This window comes from Pseudomonas sp. VA159-2 (assembly GCF_024126635.1).
In the GTDB taxonomy this organism is placed as follows: domain Bacteria; phylum Pseudomonadota; class Gammaproteobacteria; order Pseudomonadales; family Pseudomonadaceae; genus Aquipseudomonas; species Aquipseudomonas muyukensis.
In genome coordinates, this window is record NZ_JAMYBV010000013.1 from 88733 (window position 1) to 105044 (window position 16312).

General features: G+C 66.8%; 10 protein-coding genes. 7 read left to right on the forward strand and 3 right to left on the reverse strand.

Going from position 1 to position 16312, the window contains the following annotated elements; translation table 11 throughout:
• Positions 1 to 13: 13 nt before the first annotated feature.
• Positions 14 to 1630, reverse strand: coding sequence for a diguanylate cyclase (locus NJG22_RS14845; RefSeq protein WP_253095519.1), 1617 nt, complete (start codon positions 1628 to 1630; stop codon positions 14 to 16).
• A gap of 249 nt (positions 1631 to 1879) precedes the next feature.
• On the opposite strand from NJG22_RS14845, the gene NJG22_RS14850 reads away from it, so the two are divergent.
• The 5 genes from NJG22_RS14850 to NJG22_RS14870 all read left to right on the forward strand — a co-directional run bounded on the left by NJG22_RS14850 (position 1880) and on the right by NJG22_RS14870 (position 6889).
• Entirely contained in the window at positions 1880 to 2947 is a 1068-nt protein-coding gene (locus tag NJG22_RS14850; protein ID WP_134692510.1) for a DUF2333 family protein, read from the forward strand.
• A gap of 1 nt (position 2948) precedes the next feature.
• Positions 2949 to 3485: an NUDIX hydrolase gene (locus NJG22_RS14855; RefSeq protein WP_253095521.1), complete on the forward strand. Its 537-nt coding sequence runs from the start codon at positions 2949 to 2951 to the stop codon at positions 3483 to 3485.
• A 299-nt stretch (positions 3486 to 3784) separates the two neighbouring features.
• Positions 3785 to 4156, forward strand: coding sequence for a translation initiation factor Sui1 (locus NJG22_RS14860; RefSeq protein WP_253095523.1), 372 nt, complete (start codon positions 3785 to 3787; stop codon positions 4154 to 4156).
• A 152-nt stretch (positions 4157 to 4308) separates the two neighbouring features.
• Positions 4309 to 6222 carry an arginine decarboxylase gene (gene speA, locus NJG22_RS14865; protein ID WP_253095525.1) on the forward strand — a complete coding sequence of 638 codons (1914 nt, stop codon included), beginning with the start codon at positions 4309 to 4311 and terminating at the stop codon, positions 6220 to 6222.
• Between the two features lie 211 nt (positions 6223 to 6433).
• Positions 6434 to 6889: a transposase gene (locus NJG22_RS14870; RefSeq protein ID WP_253095527.1), complete on the forward strand. Its 456-nt coding sequence runs from the start codon at positions 6434 to 6436 to the stop codon at positions 6887 to 6889.
• Positions 6890 to 7005: 116 nt separating this feature from the next.
• Here the strand turns inward: NJG22_RS14870 and NJG22_RS14875 are convergent, their stop codons facing one another.
• A complete protein-coding gene (locus tag NJG22_RS14875) occupies positions 7006 to 8343 on the reverse strand; it encodes an MATE family efflux transporter (RefSeq protein WP_253095529.1) in 1338 nt (445 codons plus the stop codon).
• A gap of 190 nt (positions 8344 to 8533) precedes the next feature.
• Here NJG22_RS14875 and NJG22_RS14880 point away from each other — a divergent pair, with 190 nt between their 5' ends.
• A complete protein-coding gene (locus tag NJG22_RS14880) occupies positions 8534 to 13438 on the forward strand; it encodes an alpha-2-macroglobulin (protein ID WP_253095532.1) in 4905 nt (1634 codons plus the stop codon).
• A gap of 128 nt (positions 13439 to 13566) precedes the next feature.
• Here NJG22_RS14880 and NJG22_RS14885 read toward each other — a convergent pair whose 3' ends face one another.
• Positions 13567 to 13860: a hypothetical protein gene (locus tag NJG22_RS14885; RefSeq protein ID WP_253095533.1), complete on the reverse strand. Its 294-nt coding sequence runs from the start codon at positions 13858 to 13860 to the stop codon at positions 13567 to 13569.
• Between the two features lie 68 nt (positions 13861 to 13928).
• Between NJG22_RS14885 and pbpC the strand changes: the two genes are divergently transcribed.
• Complete coding sequence (gene pbpC, locus NJG22_RS14890) at positions 13929 to 16262, forward strand: peptidoglycan glycosyltransferase PbpC (protein ID WP_253095536.1); 2334 nt, start codon at positions 13929 to 13931, stop codon at positions 16260 to 16262.
• Positions 16263 to 16312 lie beyond the last annotated feature (50 nt).

Below are 16312 nucleotides of genomic sequence, written 5' to 3' on the forward strand. Positions count from 1 at the left end.
CCGATGCCGGCGGCTACGGCTCGACCCTGACCACGCAATTGCGCCCGGCATGCTTGGCCCGGTACAGCGCCTCGTCGGCGGCGCTGGCCATGGTCAGGGCATCGAGCGCGTCATCCAGTTGCACCACCCCGGCGCTGAAGGTGCATTGCAGGTCATGGGGTTGCGCCGGGTAGTGGATCTCGGCAAAGCGCCGGCGGATTTCGTCGAGCACCTTGTACGCGGCCGCAAGCCCGGTATTGGGCATGACGATGGCGAACTCCTCGCCGCCGTAGCGGCCGATGAAGTCGGTCTTGCGCAGGCGTTGCTTGAGGAACAGCGCCAGGCTCTTGATCACCCGGTCGCCCATGGGGTGGCCATGGCGGTCGTTGATCTTCTTGAAATGGTCGATATCGAGCATGGCGAAACTCAACGGCTGCGCCTCGCGCCGGGCGCGGAAGCTGCAATCCTCGAGCAGTTGCAGGATATGGGTGTGGTTGTACAGCCCGGTAAGGCTGTCGCGGACCATCCGCGCCTTGAGGTGGCGGGCGCGGGCGGCGCGGTTGCGCACGGTGGTGATCAGGTGGCGGGCGCGGATCGGTTTGGTGAGGAAGTCGTCGCCGCCTTCGCTCATGGCATCGAGCTGCTTGTCCAGGTCGTCCTCGGCCGACAGGTAGATGATCGGCACGCTGACGTAGCGGTCGTTGTGGCGGATCACCTTGGCCAGCTCCGTGCCGGTGCAGGCGGGCATGTACATGTCGAGGATGATCAGGTCGGGCTGGAAGTCCGCCAGCTCGCTCATGGTACGGATCGGTTCGGTGAGCGTGCGGGTGATGATCCCGGCGCTGTTGAGCAGGCGCTCGGTGTGCAGGGCCTGGGCGCGGGAGTCGTCGATCACCAGCACGCGAAACGGCTCGTACTGGGTGGCGCTGGTCAGCAGCTCGAGTTTTTCCAGCAGGCTGGAAGCGTCCAGGGTGCCGGTGAGGAATTCCTGGCCGCCGGCGCGCACGGCGGCCAGGCGGGTCGGGGTGTCGGTTTCGTGGAGGCTGAAGAACAGCAGCGGAATGTGCAGCTCCAGCCCCTGCTGGGCCTGGGCCGCCAGGTGCAGGCCGAGGCCGGCGCCGGTGAAGTCGACGTCCATGACGATGGCCGACGGCAGGCGCTCGCTCATCGAGGCCTGGAACGCCTCGGCACTGCACAGCGCCTGCACGCTCAGGCCAAAGAACTCCAGTTGCTGGGCCAGGCGCTCGGCGCGTTCGTGGTCCTGCAGGACGATGTACACCGGCTTGCGCAGCGGTGGCAGGGGTACGTTGTCGAGCTGGTCGCCCTTGCGCAGGCCGGTGCGCGACAGGCGCTGCATCAGGCGGTTGAGTTCGCTGATCAGCTCGGAGTTGAGCCGCGCGCTGTTGGCCTCGATGGCGCGCAGGGTCTGGCCGATGGCCTGCGACAGGCTGCTGTGCTCGGGTTGTTCGAAGCGTTCGGCATAGCGTTGCAGGCGCAGGTTGGCCTCGCACAATTCGCCCAGGCCGCCGCTGGACCACTCGCCACGCTGCAGGCGCTGCCAGATCTCGAGGATCTGCCGGGCCTGGTGGATCACCCGCTGGGCAAAGTGCTGCTTGAGGCGTTCGTGGCTCGGCTCGGCTGGCTGGGTCATGTCCTGACTACTTATAAAGGGGAGGGTGCAGGTTCGATGATGGCTCTATGCTAGCACCGCTTTCTGGCAAGCGAGTGCCTGGGGTCAACAAAGTGTTTAGGGAATTATTATTCAGTTGCCGACCCGATGGTCGCTTATACGAATGGCGACGTCTGCTTTATAGTGCTGCCACGCGGGCTTGTCGTGGCACCCTGGCGTACGCCTGTGGTCCAAGCCCCTAACCGTCGTGATTGATCAAGGACAATTGCCATGCTGGATTGGAAAAACCGCGAGGCCAAGGCCGAACCCCGTGAGCGGGTCGACACCCGTGGCGCCGCCACCCGCAGCTACCTGGGCGGCCTGTGGAGCCGAGCCCTGGGTACGTTGATCGGCCTGTACCTGCTGGTGTGCATCGGCCTGGGTTGGTACTGGAGCCAGGAGCCGGCGCTGTTCCCGGTGCAGAACAACGCCCAGGCCGCCGCCGAACGCAACGGCCAGCAGATGGTGATTGGCTATACCACCGTCGAGACCCTCAAGACCGTGGCCAGCACCCTGCTCGACAAGCCTGGCGGCTATATTTCCAACGACCGTTTCCCGCCGGGCCTGTGGATGGACAACATGCCGAGCTGGGAGTATGGCGTGCTGGTCCAGGTGCGCGACCTGTCCCGCGCCCTGCGCAAGGACTTCGCCCGCTCGCAGTCGCAGTCCACCGAGGACGCCGACCTGGCCAAGGCCGAGCCGCGCTTCAACTTCGACAACAAGAGCTGGATCCTGCCCTCGAGCGAGTCGGAGTTCGAAGAAGGCATCAAGTCGCTGACCCGCTACCAGACCCGCCTGGCCAAGGGCGACCAGGGCGCGATCTTCTATACCCGCGCCGACAACCTGAACAACTGGCTGGGTGACGTCGCCACCCGCCTGGGCTCGCTGTCGCAGCGCCTGTCGGCCAGTGTCGGCCGGGTCAAGCTGAACAACACCCTCAAGACCGAATCCGTGGCCCCGGGCCAGGCGCCGCAGGTCGACGAGGAAGTGGTCGAGACCCCGTGGTTGCAGATCGACAACGTGTTCTACGAGGCCCGTGGCCAGGCCTGGGCGCTGTCGCACCTGCTGCGCGCCATCGAGGTGGACTTCGCCGACGTGCTGGCGAAGAAGAACGCCACGGTCAGCGTGCGACAGATCATCCGCGAGCTGGAAGCCTCGCAGGAAGCGCTGTGGAGCCCGATGGTGCTCAACGGCAGCGGCTTTGGCATGTGGGCCAACCACTCGCTGGTGATGGCCAACTACATCTCCCGGGCCAACGCCGCGGTCATCGACCTGCGCCAGCTGCTGTCCCAGGGCTGATATGCCGGTCAGTCCCGCCGAGGTCGCGCACCGCTCGGCCTCCGACGCCGAGCTGGTGGCCTGGGTCGATGACCACGATCAACTGCTCGGCGCCTTGCCCAGGGCCGAGCTGCGCGAGCGCGGTTTGATTGGCCGTTGCACCTTTATCCTGCTGTTCAACAACGCAGGCGACTTGTGCGTGCACCGACGCACCCTGAGCAAGGCGTTGTATCCGGGGTACTGGGATGTGGCGGCAGGCGGCATGGTCGCCTGCCAGGAAAGCTATGACCAGTCGGCGGCCCGGGAGCTGGCCGAGGAACTGGGCGTGAGCGGCGTCGAGTTGCGTTTTCACGAGACGTTCTACTTCGAGCAACCGGGCAATCGCTTGTGGTGCGCGGTGTATTCGGCGGTGTGGGACGGAGCGCTGCGCTTGCAGCCCGAGGAGGTCATCGAGGCGCGGTTCATCAGTGTCGAGCAGGCCCAGGCGGAAAGTACGCAACGACCGTATTGCCCGGACTCGCTGGTGGCGTTGCAGCGGTACCAGGCGGGCTTGAGCTAATGGGGGCGCTTTGCGCCCCTTTCGCGACACAAGGCCGCTCCTACAGGGGATCACGTTCTCCTGTAGGAGCGGCCTTGCGTCGCGAAAGGGCTGCGTAGCAGCCCCAGTGGCCCAAAGGTCGCAAAACTTTCGTAAAATGGCGCAATCCTGTACTTAGCAACAGCCAGATTTATCGTTACACTGCGCGCCCTTTTCGGGCTGCCGCAGGACCTTGCGGCAGTAGCGCCGCCCCTGCCAGAGTGGGGCTTCGCGGTCGGCACCCGCCGACCAGTTTTTGTCCTCAGCACCGAGGAACAAAAGTGGCCAAGAAAGCTTCTTCCTTTTCCGCCCTTGGCGGTCTCGTCTTTTCCACCGATGCCGGTCGGCACTGTCCCGACTGCGGCAAACCGGTGGATGACTGTATCTGCAAGCAGCAGGTCATCCCCGAGGGGGATGGCATTGCCCGCGTGCGCCGTGAAAGCAAAGGCCGTGGCGGCAAGACCGTGACCACCATCACGGGCGTCCCCCTGGCCCTTGAGCCGCTCAAGGAGCTCGCCAGCACGCTCAAGCGTCGTTGCGGCACCGGCGGCGCGCTCAAGGACGGGGTCATTGAAATCCAGGGCGATCACGTCGAGCTGTTGCTCGCCGAGCTGATCAAGCAAGGTTTCAAGGCGAAGAAATCCGGCGGCTGAGTGCAGCCGCGCGATTTTTTGCCCAGCGCTTTCTAAACTCGTTCCCGTGGGCAGGGTCTATGCCTGACACGGAAGAATCGTCATTTTCAGTATCTACACTGCCAGCGCTACAAGGTGGGGCAGTGTTTCGACTTTTCATACAGGGGACTTGAATGTCCGTACGACGCACACGCAAAGACGATGGTAGCCAGTGGACCGTGGCCGACAGCCGCAGTGTTTATGGCATCCGCCATTGGGGCGCGGGTTATTTCGCCATCAATGAAGCCGGGCGCGTCGAAGTGCGCCCCAACGGGCCGGCCAGCGCGCCGATCGACCTCTTCGAGCAAGTCCAGGAGCTACGCCAGAGCGGCCTGTCGCTGCCGCTGCTGGTGCGTTTCCCCGACATCCTGCAGGACCGCGTGCGCCAGCTGACCGGTGCCTTCGACGCCAACATCGCGCGCCTTGAGTACCAGAGCCAGTACACCGCGCTGTACCCGATCAAGGTCAACCAGCAAGAGGCAGTGGTGGAGAACATCATCGCCACCCAGAACGTCTCCATCGGCCTGGAAGCCGGCTCCAAGCCCGAGCTGCTGGCGGTGCTGGCGCTGGCGCCGAAAGGCGGCACCATCGTCTGCAACGGCTACAAGGACCGAGAGTTCATTCGCCTGGCGCTGATGGGGCAGAAGCTCGGCCACAATGTGTTCATTGTCATCGAGAAGGAATCCGAGGTCGCCCTGGTGATCGAGGAAGCCGCGGACCTCAAGGTCAAGCCGCAGGTGGGCCTGCGCGTGCGCTTGTCGTCGCTGGCCTCGAGCAAGTGGGCCGATACCGGTGGCGAGAAGTCCAAGTTCGGCTTGTCCGCCGCCCAGCTGATCTCGGTGGTGCAGCGCTTCCGTGACGCCGGCCTGGACCAGGGCATCCGCCTGCTGCACTTCCACATGGGCTCGCAGATCGCCAACCTGGCCGACTACCAGCACGGCTTCAAGGAAGCCATCCGCTACTACGGCGAGCTGCGCGCCCTGGGCCTGCCGGTGGACCATATCGACGTCGGCGGCGGCCTGGGCGTGGACTACGACGGTACCCACTCGCGCAACGCCAGCTCGATCAACTACGACATGGACGACTACGCCGGCGTGGTGGTGGGCATGCTCAAGGAGTTCTGCGATGCCCAGGGCCTGCCGCACCCGCACATCTTCTCGGAGAGTGGCCGCTCGCTGACCGCGCACCATGCCATGCTGGTGATCCAGGTCACCGACGTGGAAAGCCACAATGACGAAGTGCCGACCATCGAGAACAAGGCGGCACTGCCCGAGACCGTGCAGTGGCTGGCCGACCTGCTGGGCCCGACCGACATCGAGATGGTCACCGAGACCTACTGGCGCGCTACCCACTACATGGGCGACGTGGCCGCGCAGTATGCCGACGGCAAGCTGACCCTGGCCGAGAAAGCCCTGGCCGAGCAGTGCTACTTCGCCGTGTGCCGGCGCCTGCACAACTCGCTGAAGGCCCGCCAGCGTTCGCACCGCCAGGTGCTGGACGAGCTCAACGACAAGCTGGCCGACAAGTACATCTGCAACTTCTCGGTATTCCAGAGCCTGCCGGATACCTGGGCCATCGGCCAGGTGCTGCCGATCATCCCGCTGCACCGCCTGGACGAGGAGCCGATGCGCCGGGCCGTGCTGCAGGACCTGACCTGCGACTCCGACGGCAAGATCAACCAGTACGTCGACGAGCAGAGCATCGAGACCAGCATGCCGGTGCATGCGGTCAAGGACGGCGAGGACTACCTGCTGGGCGTGTTCCTGGTCGGTGCCTACCAGGAAATCCTCGGCGACATGCACAACCTGTTCGGCGACACCGACTCGGTGAACATCTACCAGAACGCCGATGGCAGCGTGTACCACGCCGGTATCGAGACCCACGACACCATCGAGGACATGCTGCGTTACGTGCACCTGTCGCCGGAGGAGTTGATGACCCACTACCGCGACAAGGTCGCCAGCGCCAAGATCAGCGCCCGCGAGCGCACGCAGTACCTGGATGCGCTGCGTCTTGGCTTGACCCGGTCTTCGTACCTGTCTTCGTAATCGCCGGGGCCGCTTTGCGGCCCTTTCGCGACACAAGGTGCTCCTACAGGCAATTGCGCAGTAATTGCCATACGCGATCCCCCTGTAGGAGCGGCCTTGTGTCGCGATCTGAGGGCGCAGCCCTCACCGCGTCATACCCGGTAATGATCCGCTCACGCCATCCCCCATCGAGACACCTATCCTGCGAATGCAATGTCCAAAGGACGTCGACATGGACCGTTACGGCAATCATCGCCTGCGCCAAGGGCGCTTTTCAGAGTCAGGCAGGCGTTATCTGCTAACTACCGTTACCCGCCAACGGAGCCCACTGTTCCACAACCTTTGGTTTGCGCGAGCGGCCATCCATCAATTACGTCTGAGTGATCATGAAGGTAGCTGCCGTACATTGGCTTGGGTTCTGATGCCAGACCATCTGCACTGGTTGATCGAGCTTGGGCCTACCAGCCTGGATAAACTCATGTGTGCCTTCAAGTCGCGAAGCAGCTGTGCTCTTTATCAGGCGGGGGCTGCACGACAGCACATTTGGCAGCCTGGATATCACGACCGGGCTTTGCGGCGAGACGAGGATGTGAGAATGGCCGCGCGATATATCGTTGCGAATCCCATCAGGGCAGGCCTGGTACGGCGTGCCGGTGAGTATTCACATTGGGATTGTGTTTGGCTGTGAGTCAGCTGGTGAGGGCTGCGCCCTCATTTCGCGACACAAGGCCGCTCCTACAGACGACCGCGATCTCCTGTGGGTACGGCCTTGTGTCGCGATAGGGCCGCGAAGCGGCCCCAGCTTCACCGAACCCACCGATCCTGTTGATGCAAGCGCCACCCGACCCAGCCCAGCGTGATCGCCCGCAACGCCATGAACAGCAAGAACGCCATCCACAACCCATGGTTGCCGAACCCGCGCATGGCAAACGCCACGGGCAGCGCAATCAACACCGACACCAGCATCGCATTGCGCATCTCCCGCGCCCGCGTCGCGCCGATGAACAGCCCATCGAGCAGGTAGCTCCATACCGCCACCAACGGCAGCAGCGCCAGGTACGGCAGGTAGGGATACGCCGCCGCGCGCACGCTGGCGATGTCGGTCTGCATGTCGATGAACAGGTGCCCGCCCAGCACGAACAGCTCCGCGAAACCCAGACTGACGATCAGCGACCAGCCACAGGCCACCACCAATGTGCGTTGCAACGACTCGCGATCACGGGCGCCGATGGCATGGCCGCACAGGGCCTCGACCGCATGGGCCAGGCCATCGAGGGCATAGGCGGTGAGCAGCAGGCCATTAAGCAGCAGGGCGTTGGCCGCCACCGTGGCCTCGCCCAGGCGCGCGCCCTGTACGGTCAGCAGCAGGAACACCAGTTGCAGCGCCAGGCTGCGCAGAAAGATGTCGCGGTTCACCGCCAGCAGCGGGCGCCAGGCCTGCCAGCGCTTGAGCGCGGCCCAGGCGACATGCCCGGGGTAGGCGCGCAGCGCCGGGCGGGTGAGGGCCAGGCCCAGCAGCGCGGCGCTCCATTCGGCAATCACCGAGGCCCGCGCCGAACCGACTACGCCCCAATCCAGGCCGAGCACGAACCACAGGTTCAAGGCGATGTTCAGCAGGTTGGTGGTCAACAGGATGGCCAACGGCGCCCGGGCGTTCTGGGTGCCAAGGAACCAGCCGACCAGGGCGTAGCTGGCCAGCGCCGCCGGCAGGCCGAGCAGGCGGGTATGGAAGAACGCCTCGGTCGATACCTGCAGCGCGGCGCTGGGCTGCATTGCCTGCAGCGCCAGCTGGCTGAAGGGCAGGGCGAGCAGGCCAATCAACACGGCCAGGGCGAGCGCCAGCAGCAGCCCTTGCACCAGCACCTGGCGCAACGCGGCGCCATCGGCGCGGCCCGCGGCCTGGGCGGCAAAGCCGGTGGAACCCATGCGCAGGAAACCCAGCAGCCCGACCATGAAAGTGAACAGCGTGGCGCCCACCGCCACCGCGCCCAGTTGGTGGGCATGGGGCAGGTGGCCGATCACCGTGCTGTCGACCAGCGCCACCAGTGGCACCGAGATGTTGGACAGGATCATCGGCGCGGCCAGGGCCCAGACCTTGCGGTGGGTGAGGCGCTCGCGCCAGGCGATGGACAGTGAAGACATGCGGGCTCCAGCGGGATGCAGTAGGGCCGTCGGGGGGGCTTGCCCGGCGATGGCCGAACGGATTGTACCGCCCCGGCAACCAAACGGCGCGAACAGGGTCTCACTTGCCGCGCATCGCCAGGTAAGCCGCCAGCCGTTGCGCTATAGTTGCCCCTCCTCATGTACACGCTGCCGAAGAGTTCCCACTCAAATGCTCAACAAAGGATTGTTGCTGGCCTGCGCGCTGGCCCTGCTCAGTGCCTGTGATTCCTCCACGCCGGACAAGCCCGCGGCACCGGCCGACGCCGCCACTGCCGTCGCGCCAGCCGAAACCAAGGCCGCCAAGCGCGAAGACCCCGCCGTGCTGGCCAAGCGCTACGCCGGCCGCGAGCTGACCGTGCTGGATGTCTCGGAAGTCCAGCTCGACGGTGCCAGCACCCTGTCGGTCAGCGTCTCCGCGCCGCTGGATGCCAACCAGGACTTCGCCGCCAGGCTGCACCTGGTCGACACCGTCAAGGGCAAGGTCGATGGTGCCTGGGAACTCTCCGACAACCAGATGGAACTGCGCCTGCGCCACCTCGAACCGCAGCGCAAGATGGTCCTGACCATCGACAAGGGCCTGCTGGCGGTCAACGGCAATGCATTGGCCGCCGAGTCGGTCAGCCGCTTCGAGACCCGCGACATGCAAGCCACCGTGGGCTTCGCCAGCCGCGGCTCGCTGCTGCCCACGCGCCTGGCCGAAGGCCTGCCGGTGATCGCCCTGAACGTCGACAAGGTCGACGTCGAGTTCTTCCGGGTCAAACCCGAGATGCTCTCGACCTTCCTGGTCAACTGGGGCCGCAACGCCAGCCTGTACTACTACCAGTCCAAGGAAACCCTGGACATGGCCGAGCTGGTCTACAGTGGCCGCTTCGACCTCAACCCGGCGCGCAACACCCGCGAGACCGTGCTGCTGCCGATCGCCGGGATCAAGCCTTTGCAAGCGCCGGGTGTGTACCTGGCGGTGATGCGCGCGTCCGGCACCTACGACTACTCGCAGCCGGCGACCCTGTTCACCCTCAGCGACATCGGCGTGTCCGCCCACCGCTACCGCGACCGCCTCGATGTGTTCACCCAGGCCCTCGAGGGCGGCAAGGCGCTCAATGGCGTCAGCCTCGAGCTGCACGACGACAAGGGCAAGCTGCTGGCCCAGGCCAAGACCGACGGCGACGGCCATGCCCAGCTACCGATCACCGCCAAGGCCGACACCCTGATCGCCACCCAGGGCGTGCACACCACCCTGCTGCGGCTGAACACCGCGGCCCTGGACCTCGCCGAGTTCGACATCACCGGCCCCCAGGCCAACCCCTTGCAGTTCTTCATCTTCGGCCCGCGCGACCTGTACCGCCCAGGCGAGACGGTGCTGCTCAACGGCCTGCTGCGCGACCAGGACGGCAAGCCGGTCAAGGCCCAGCCGGTGACCGTGGAAGTCCGCCGCCCGGACGAGCAGGTCAGCCGCAAGTTCGTCTGGGAGGCCGACCAGAACGGCCTGTTCCAGTACCAGTTGCAACTGGCCAGCGAGGCCCCGACCGGCCGCTGGCAGTTGCTGCTCGACCTGGGCGGGGGCCGCAAGCAGGTCTACGAATTCCTCGTCGAGGACTTCCTCCCCGAGCGCCTGGCGCTGGAACTCAAGGGCAGCGCCGCGCCGCTGGCGCCGGACCAGACCGCCAGCATCCAGGTCAATGGCCGCTACCTCTACGGTGCGCCAGCCGCCGGCAACCGCCTCAGCGGCCAGGCTTACCTGCGCCCGCTGCGCGAAGCGGTAAAGGCGCTGCCGGGCTACCAGTTCGGCGCGGTCACCGAAACCGAGCTGAACCAGGACCTGGAGCTCGATGAAGTCACCCTCGACCAGAACGGCAAGGCGCGCATCGATATCGAGAGCCGCTGGAGCGAAGCCCGCTCGCCGCTGCAACTGACCGTGCAGGCCAGCCTGCAGGAGTCCGGGGGCCGGCCAATCACCCGCCGCCTGGAACAGCCGATCTGGCCCGCCGAGCGCCTGCCGGGCCTGCGCGGCCTGTTCGACGGCGAGGAAACCGACAGTGACGGCCCGGTGCAGTTCGAGTTCCTGGTTGCCGACCGCAACGGCAAGAAGCTCGCCGCCGACAACCTCAAGGTGCGGTTGATCCGCGAGCGCCGCGACTACTACTGGAACTACTCGCAGGGCGACGGCTGGAGCTACAACTACAACGAGAAATTCCTCACCCAGGCTGAAGAAACCATCAGCGTCAAGGCCGGCTCCACCGCCAAGCTGAGCTTCCAGGTCGAGTGGGGCCCGTACCGCGTCGAGGTGGAGGATCCGCAGACCGGCCTGGTCTCCAGCGCGCGCTTCTGGGCCGGCTACCGCGCCCAGGACAACGCCGAGGGCGGCGCCGTGCGCCCCGACCAGGTGAAGATCGCCCTGGACAAACCGGCCTACGCCGACGGCGCCACCGCCAAGGTCACCGTGACCCCGCCGGCCGCCGGCACGGGCTACCTGATGGTCGAGTCCGCCGATGGCCCGCTGTGGTGGCAGGAGATCGAGGTGCCCGCCGAGGGCAAGACCTTCGAGGTCGAACTGGACAAGAAGTGGGCACGCCACGACCTGTACATCAGCGCCCTGGTGATTCGCCCGGGCGAGCGCAAGGCCAACGCCACGCCCAAGCGCGCCGTGGGCGTGCTGCACCTGCCGCTGAACCGCGCCGAGCGCAAGCTGGCGGTGACCTTGCAGGCACCTGAGAAGATGCGCCCCAAGCAGCCGCTGACGGTGAAGTTCAAGGTCGCCGACGCCGATGGCAGCGTGCCCAAGCAGATCCATGTACTGCTGTCCGCGGTTGACGTGGGCATCCTCAATATCACCGACTTCAAGACCCCCGACCCGTTCGCCAGCCTGTTCGGGCGCAAGGCCTACGGCGCCGACCAGCTGGACATCTACGGCCAGCTGATCGAAGCCGGCCAGGGCCGCCTGGCGAGCCTGGCCTTCGGTGGCGACGCGGCCATGGCCAAGGGCGGCAAGCGCCCCAACACCACGGTGACCATCGTCGCCCAGCAGAGCGTGCCGGTGACCCTCGATGACCAGGGTCAAGGGCAGGCCACGGTCGAAATCCCCGACTTCAATGGCGAACTGCGGCTGATGGCCCAGGCCTGGACCGAGGAGCACTTCGGCATGGCCGAGGGCAAGACGGTGGTTGCCGCGCCGTTGATCGCCGAGCTGTCGGCGCCGCGCTTCCTCGCCGGTGGCGACCGCACCCACCTGGCGCTGGACCTGGCCAACCTGTCCGGGCGCGCCCAGCAACTGAGCGTGCAACTGGCTGGCGAAGGCCAGCTGAGCCTGGTCGGTGGCGCGCAGCAGCAGGTCACCCTGGCCGAGGGCCAGCGCAGCACCTTGCTGATCCCGGTGCAGGCCCAGGGCGGCTTGGGCCAGGGCAAGGTGCGGGTGCGGGTCGATGGCTTGCAACTGCCGGGCGAGCCGGGCCAGGCCTTCGAACGTGAATGGACCCTGGGCGTGCGGCCGGCCTATCCGGCCATGCTCAAGCACTATCGCGTGGCCTTGAAGGACCAGCCCTGGAGCCTGCCGGACAGCGACCTGGCCGAGTTCGAGCCGGCCGGCCTTGAGGCCAGCCTGGCGCTGTCGAGCCGCCCGCCACTGAACCTCGCCGAGCAAATTCGTGCCCTCGAGGCCTATCCCTACGGCTGCCTGGAACAGACCACCAGCGGCCTATACCCATCGCTGTACGCCGACGCCGACAGCCTCAAGCGCCTGGGCATCAAGGGTGAACCGGCCGAGGTGCGCAAGCGCAAGATCGAGATGGGCATCGAGCACCTGCTGGGCATGCAGCGCTACAACGGCAGCTTCGGCCTGTGGAGTTCGGACAGCGAGGAAGAGTACTGGCTGACCGCCTATGTCACCGACTTCCTGCTGCGTGCCCGCGAGCAGGGCTACGGTGTACCGGCCGAAGTCGTGAAGAAGGCCAGCGAGCGCTTGCTGCGCTACGTGCAGGAACGCAACCTGATCGAGGTCGACTACAGCGACAACGCCGAGCATACCCGCTTCGCCGTGCAGGCCTATGCCGGGCTGGTGCTGGCGCGCAGCCAACAGGCGCCGCTGGGTGCCCTGCGCAGCCTGTTCGAACGCCGCGCCGACGCCCGCTCCGGCCTGCCGCTGGTGCAGCTGGCGGTGGCACTGGACAAGATGGGCGACAAGACCCGCTCCCAGCAAGCCTTGCAAGCAGGCCTGGCGGTCAGCCGCGGCAAGGGCTGGATGGCCGACTACGGCAGCGCGCTACGCGACCAGGCGCTGATCCTGGCGCTGTTGCAGGAGAACAACCTGGCCGGCAACCAGGTCGACCAGCGCCTGTTCGCGTTGTCCGATGAGCTGGCGGCCAACCGCTGGCTGTCGACCCAGGAGCGCAACGCGCTGTTCCTCGCCGGCCGTGGCCTGCTGGGCAAGCCGGAAGGCAACTGGAAGGCGCGCCTGGACAGTGCCGGCGAAGTGCGCGAATTGAACAACGGCGATACCGGCATGAAGCTCGAAGGCCCACTGTTGGCCGCGCCGTTGACCGTGCAGAACGAAAGCAGCGAGACCCTGTACCAGCAGCTGACCTTGTCCGGCTACCCGCGCCAGGCCCCGGCCGCCGTTGGCAACGGCATGGAGATCCGCCGCGAGTACCTGGGCATGAACGGCCAGGCGCTGGATGTGCGCAACCTGCGCAGTGGCGACCTGGTGCTGGTGCACCTGGCGCTCAAGGCCCAGGCCCCGGTGCCGGACGCCCTGGTGGTGGACCTGTTGCCGGCGGGCCTGGAGCTGGAGAACCAGAACCTGGCGCAGAGCGCCGCCAGCCTGGACAACGCCAGCAGCGCGGTGAAGCAGTGGCGCGAGTCGATGCAGAACGCCGGCGTGGTGCACCAGGAGTACCGTGACGACCGCTACGTGGCGGCCCTCAAGCTGGACGCCTATGGCACCACCCACCTGCTGTACCTGGCCCGCGCGGTGACCCCGGGCAGCTACCGCATCCCGCCGCCGCAGGTGGAGTCGATGTACCGCCCGAACCTGCAGGCGATTGGCGAAAGCCAAGGTGAATTGGTGGTACGCGCCCGCTGAGCTTTTGCAGGCGCGGCCTTGTGTCGCGATAGGGCCGCGCAGCGGCCCTGAAAATGTCTGCGTCGACGCTGATACCCTGGGGCTGCCTTGCAGCCCTATCGCGACACGAGGCCGCTCCTACAGAGCTTTCAGTGCACCACCCAACTCAATACCCATAACCCCAGCAGCGCCCAGATGATCCCGAGGATGATCGACGCCCGCATGAACGCGCGGACTGCCGAGTACAGCAGCATCAGACCCACGATGAGCGCAAGGATGCTGACCAGCGAGGTGTCCATGCCCAGCGTGCGCGCCAGGCCGTCGATGAAATTGCCACCGGCATTGGCCAGCAGGTTGAACAACCCGCCCAAGCCATCGACGATGAACCGGATCATCTCGCCCAGCGCCTGGCCCAGCCAACCGAAAAAACCTTCTACATGCATAGTCGCTTCCTGATGAACGAATCAAGGCTAACCAGCCTTTGGCCATCACCTGGCCCGCTCGGTTCCCGATGCCAAGCTTAGCGCGCCCGCTGCGCCGTGCGGCGATTGCGCTGCTGGCGATCCTGGCCCTGGTGTGGCTGGCCGATCGCGTGTGGCCGTTGCCGATGCCTGGCGACGACCTGGCGCGGGTGGTCCTGGCCGAGGACGGCACGCCGTTGTGGCGCTTCGCCGATGCCGACGGGGTGTGGCGCTATCCGGTCAGCCCGGATGAGGTTTCGCCGCTGTACCTGGAGGCCTTGCTCGCCTACGAGGACCGCTGGTTCTACCAGCACCCCGGGGTCAACCCGATGGCCCTGGCCCGGGCGGCCTGGCTCAACCTGCGTGGCGGGCGGGTGGTGTCTGGTGGCAGCACGCTGTCGATGCAGGTGGCGCGCTTGCTCGACCCGCACGACCGCACGCTGGCGGGCAAGCTGCGCCAGCTGTGGCGCACGGCGCAGCTGGAATGGCACCTGTCCAAGCGCGAGATCCTCCAGCTATACCTCAACCGCGCGCCGTTCGGTGGGACCTTGCAGGGCGTGGCGGCGGCCAGCTGGGCGTACCTGGGCAAGTCGCCCAGGCACCTGACCCCGGCCGAGGCAGCGTTGCTCGCCGTACTACCCCAGGCGCCCAGCCGGTTGCGCCCGGACCGCCACCCCGGGCGTGCCCAACGGGCCCGCGACAAGGTGCTGCAGCGCCTGGCCGAGTACCAGGTGTGGCCGAGCCAGCGCATCGCCGAAGCCCGTGAAGAACCCTTGTTGCTGGCGCCGCGCCAGGAGCCGGCACTGGCGCCGTTGCTGGCGCGGCGGCTGAACACCGCGAACAGCCCGCCGCTGATTCGCACCACCCTCGATGCCGCCCTGCAACGGCGCCTCGAAGACCTGCTGCTGGGCTGGCGCGCGCGCCTGCCCGAACGCACCTCGGCGGCGCTGCTGGTGGTGGAGACCCAGAGCATGGCGGTGCGCGCCTACCTGGGTTCGATCGACCTCGGCGATGAACGCCGTTTCGGCCACGTGGACATGATCCATGCCCTGCGCTCGCCCGGCTCGACCCTCAAGCCGTTCCTCTACGCCATGGCCATGGACGATGGCCTGATCCATTCCGAGTCGCTGTTGCAGGATGTGCCGCGGCGCTACGGCGACTATCGCCCCGGCAACTTCTCCATGGGCTTCAGTGGCCCGGTGTCGGCCAGTTCGGCGCTGGCGCTGTCGCTCAACCTGCCGGCGGTGCAACTGCTCGAGGCCTACGGGCCCAAGCGTTTCGCCGCGCAGATGCGCATGGGCGGCATGCCGTTGCTGTTGCCGCCGCTGGCCGAACCGAACCTGTCGTTGATCCTCGGCGGCGCGGGCAGCCGCCTGGAAGACCTGGTCGGCGGCTACGCCGCGTTCGCCCGGGGAGGGCACAGCGCGAAGATCCGCCTGCAACCCCAGGACCCGTTGCTCGAGCGCCGCCTGCTGTCGCCGGGCTCGGCGTGGATCACCCGGCGCATCCTCAGCGGCCTGGCCCGCCCGGACCGCGACCCCCAGGCCGAGCTGGTACAGCGCCCGCAGCTGGCATGGAAGACCGGCACCAGCTATGGCTTTCGCGATGCCTGGTCGGTGGGCGTCGGCCCGCGCTACCTGATCGGCGTGTGGATCGGCCGCCCCGATGGCACCCCGGTGCCGGGCCAGTTCGGCCTGGCCTCGGCGGCGCCGTTGATGCTGCAGGTGCACGACCTGCTCAGCAACCGCGACAGCCAGCGCGGCATCGAGGTACCGGTGGCGCCGGTGCCGGCTTCGGTCGGCGTGGCCGCGATCTGCTGGCCGCTGGGCCAGCCGATGAACCGCCAGGACGGCAACTGCCGGCGCCAGCGCTTTGCCTGGACCCTGGACAACACCACCCCGCCGACCTTGCAGGCGGCCGACCAGCCGTTGGGCCTGGGCCTGCGCGAAACGGTATGGCTCAACGACCAGGGCTTGCGCGTGGACGCCGGTTGCCCCGGCGCCAAGGCCCGCGATATCGCCCTGTGGCCGGCGCCGCTGGAGCCCTGGCTGCCGCGTCTGGAGCGGCGTGCCGCGCGCTTGCCGGCGCAGGACCCAAGCTGCCCGCCGCAGGTGGCGCCCAGCGCGCCGCCGTTGTCGATTGTCGGTGTGCGCCCCGGCGACAACCTGCGCCGCCCGGCGACCAGCAGCGAACCACTGCAACTGCGGGTTTCGGCCTTGGGCGGTAGTGGCCAGCGCTGGTGGTTCGTCAATGGCCAGCCGTTGGGCGAGACCCAGGGGCAGGACAGCCTGCTGGTGCGCTTCGAGCAAGCCGGGCGGATCGAGCTCAGTGCCCTGGATGTCAGCGGTGAAACGGCGCGGGTGGAGTTCCAGGTCAGCGAGTAGGGTGTTGCTGGGCGCCTGCGCCTGGCGCGGTACTAATGACATGGGCTTAT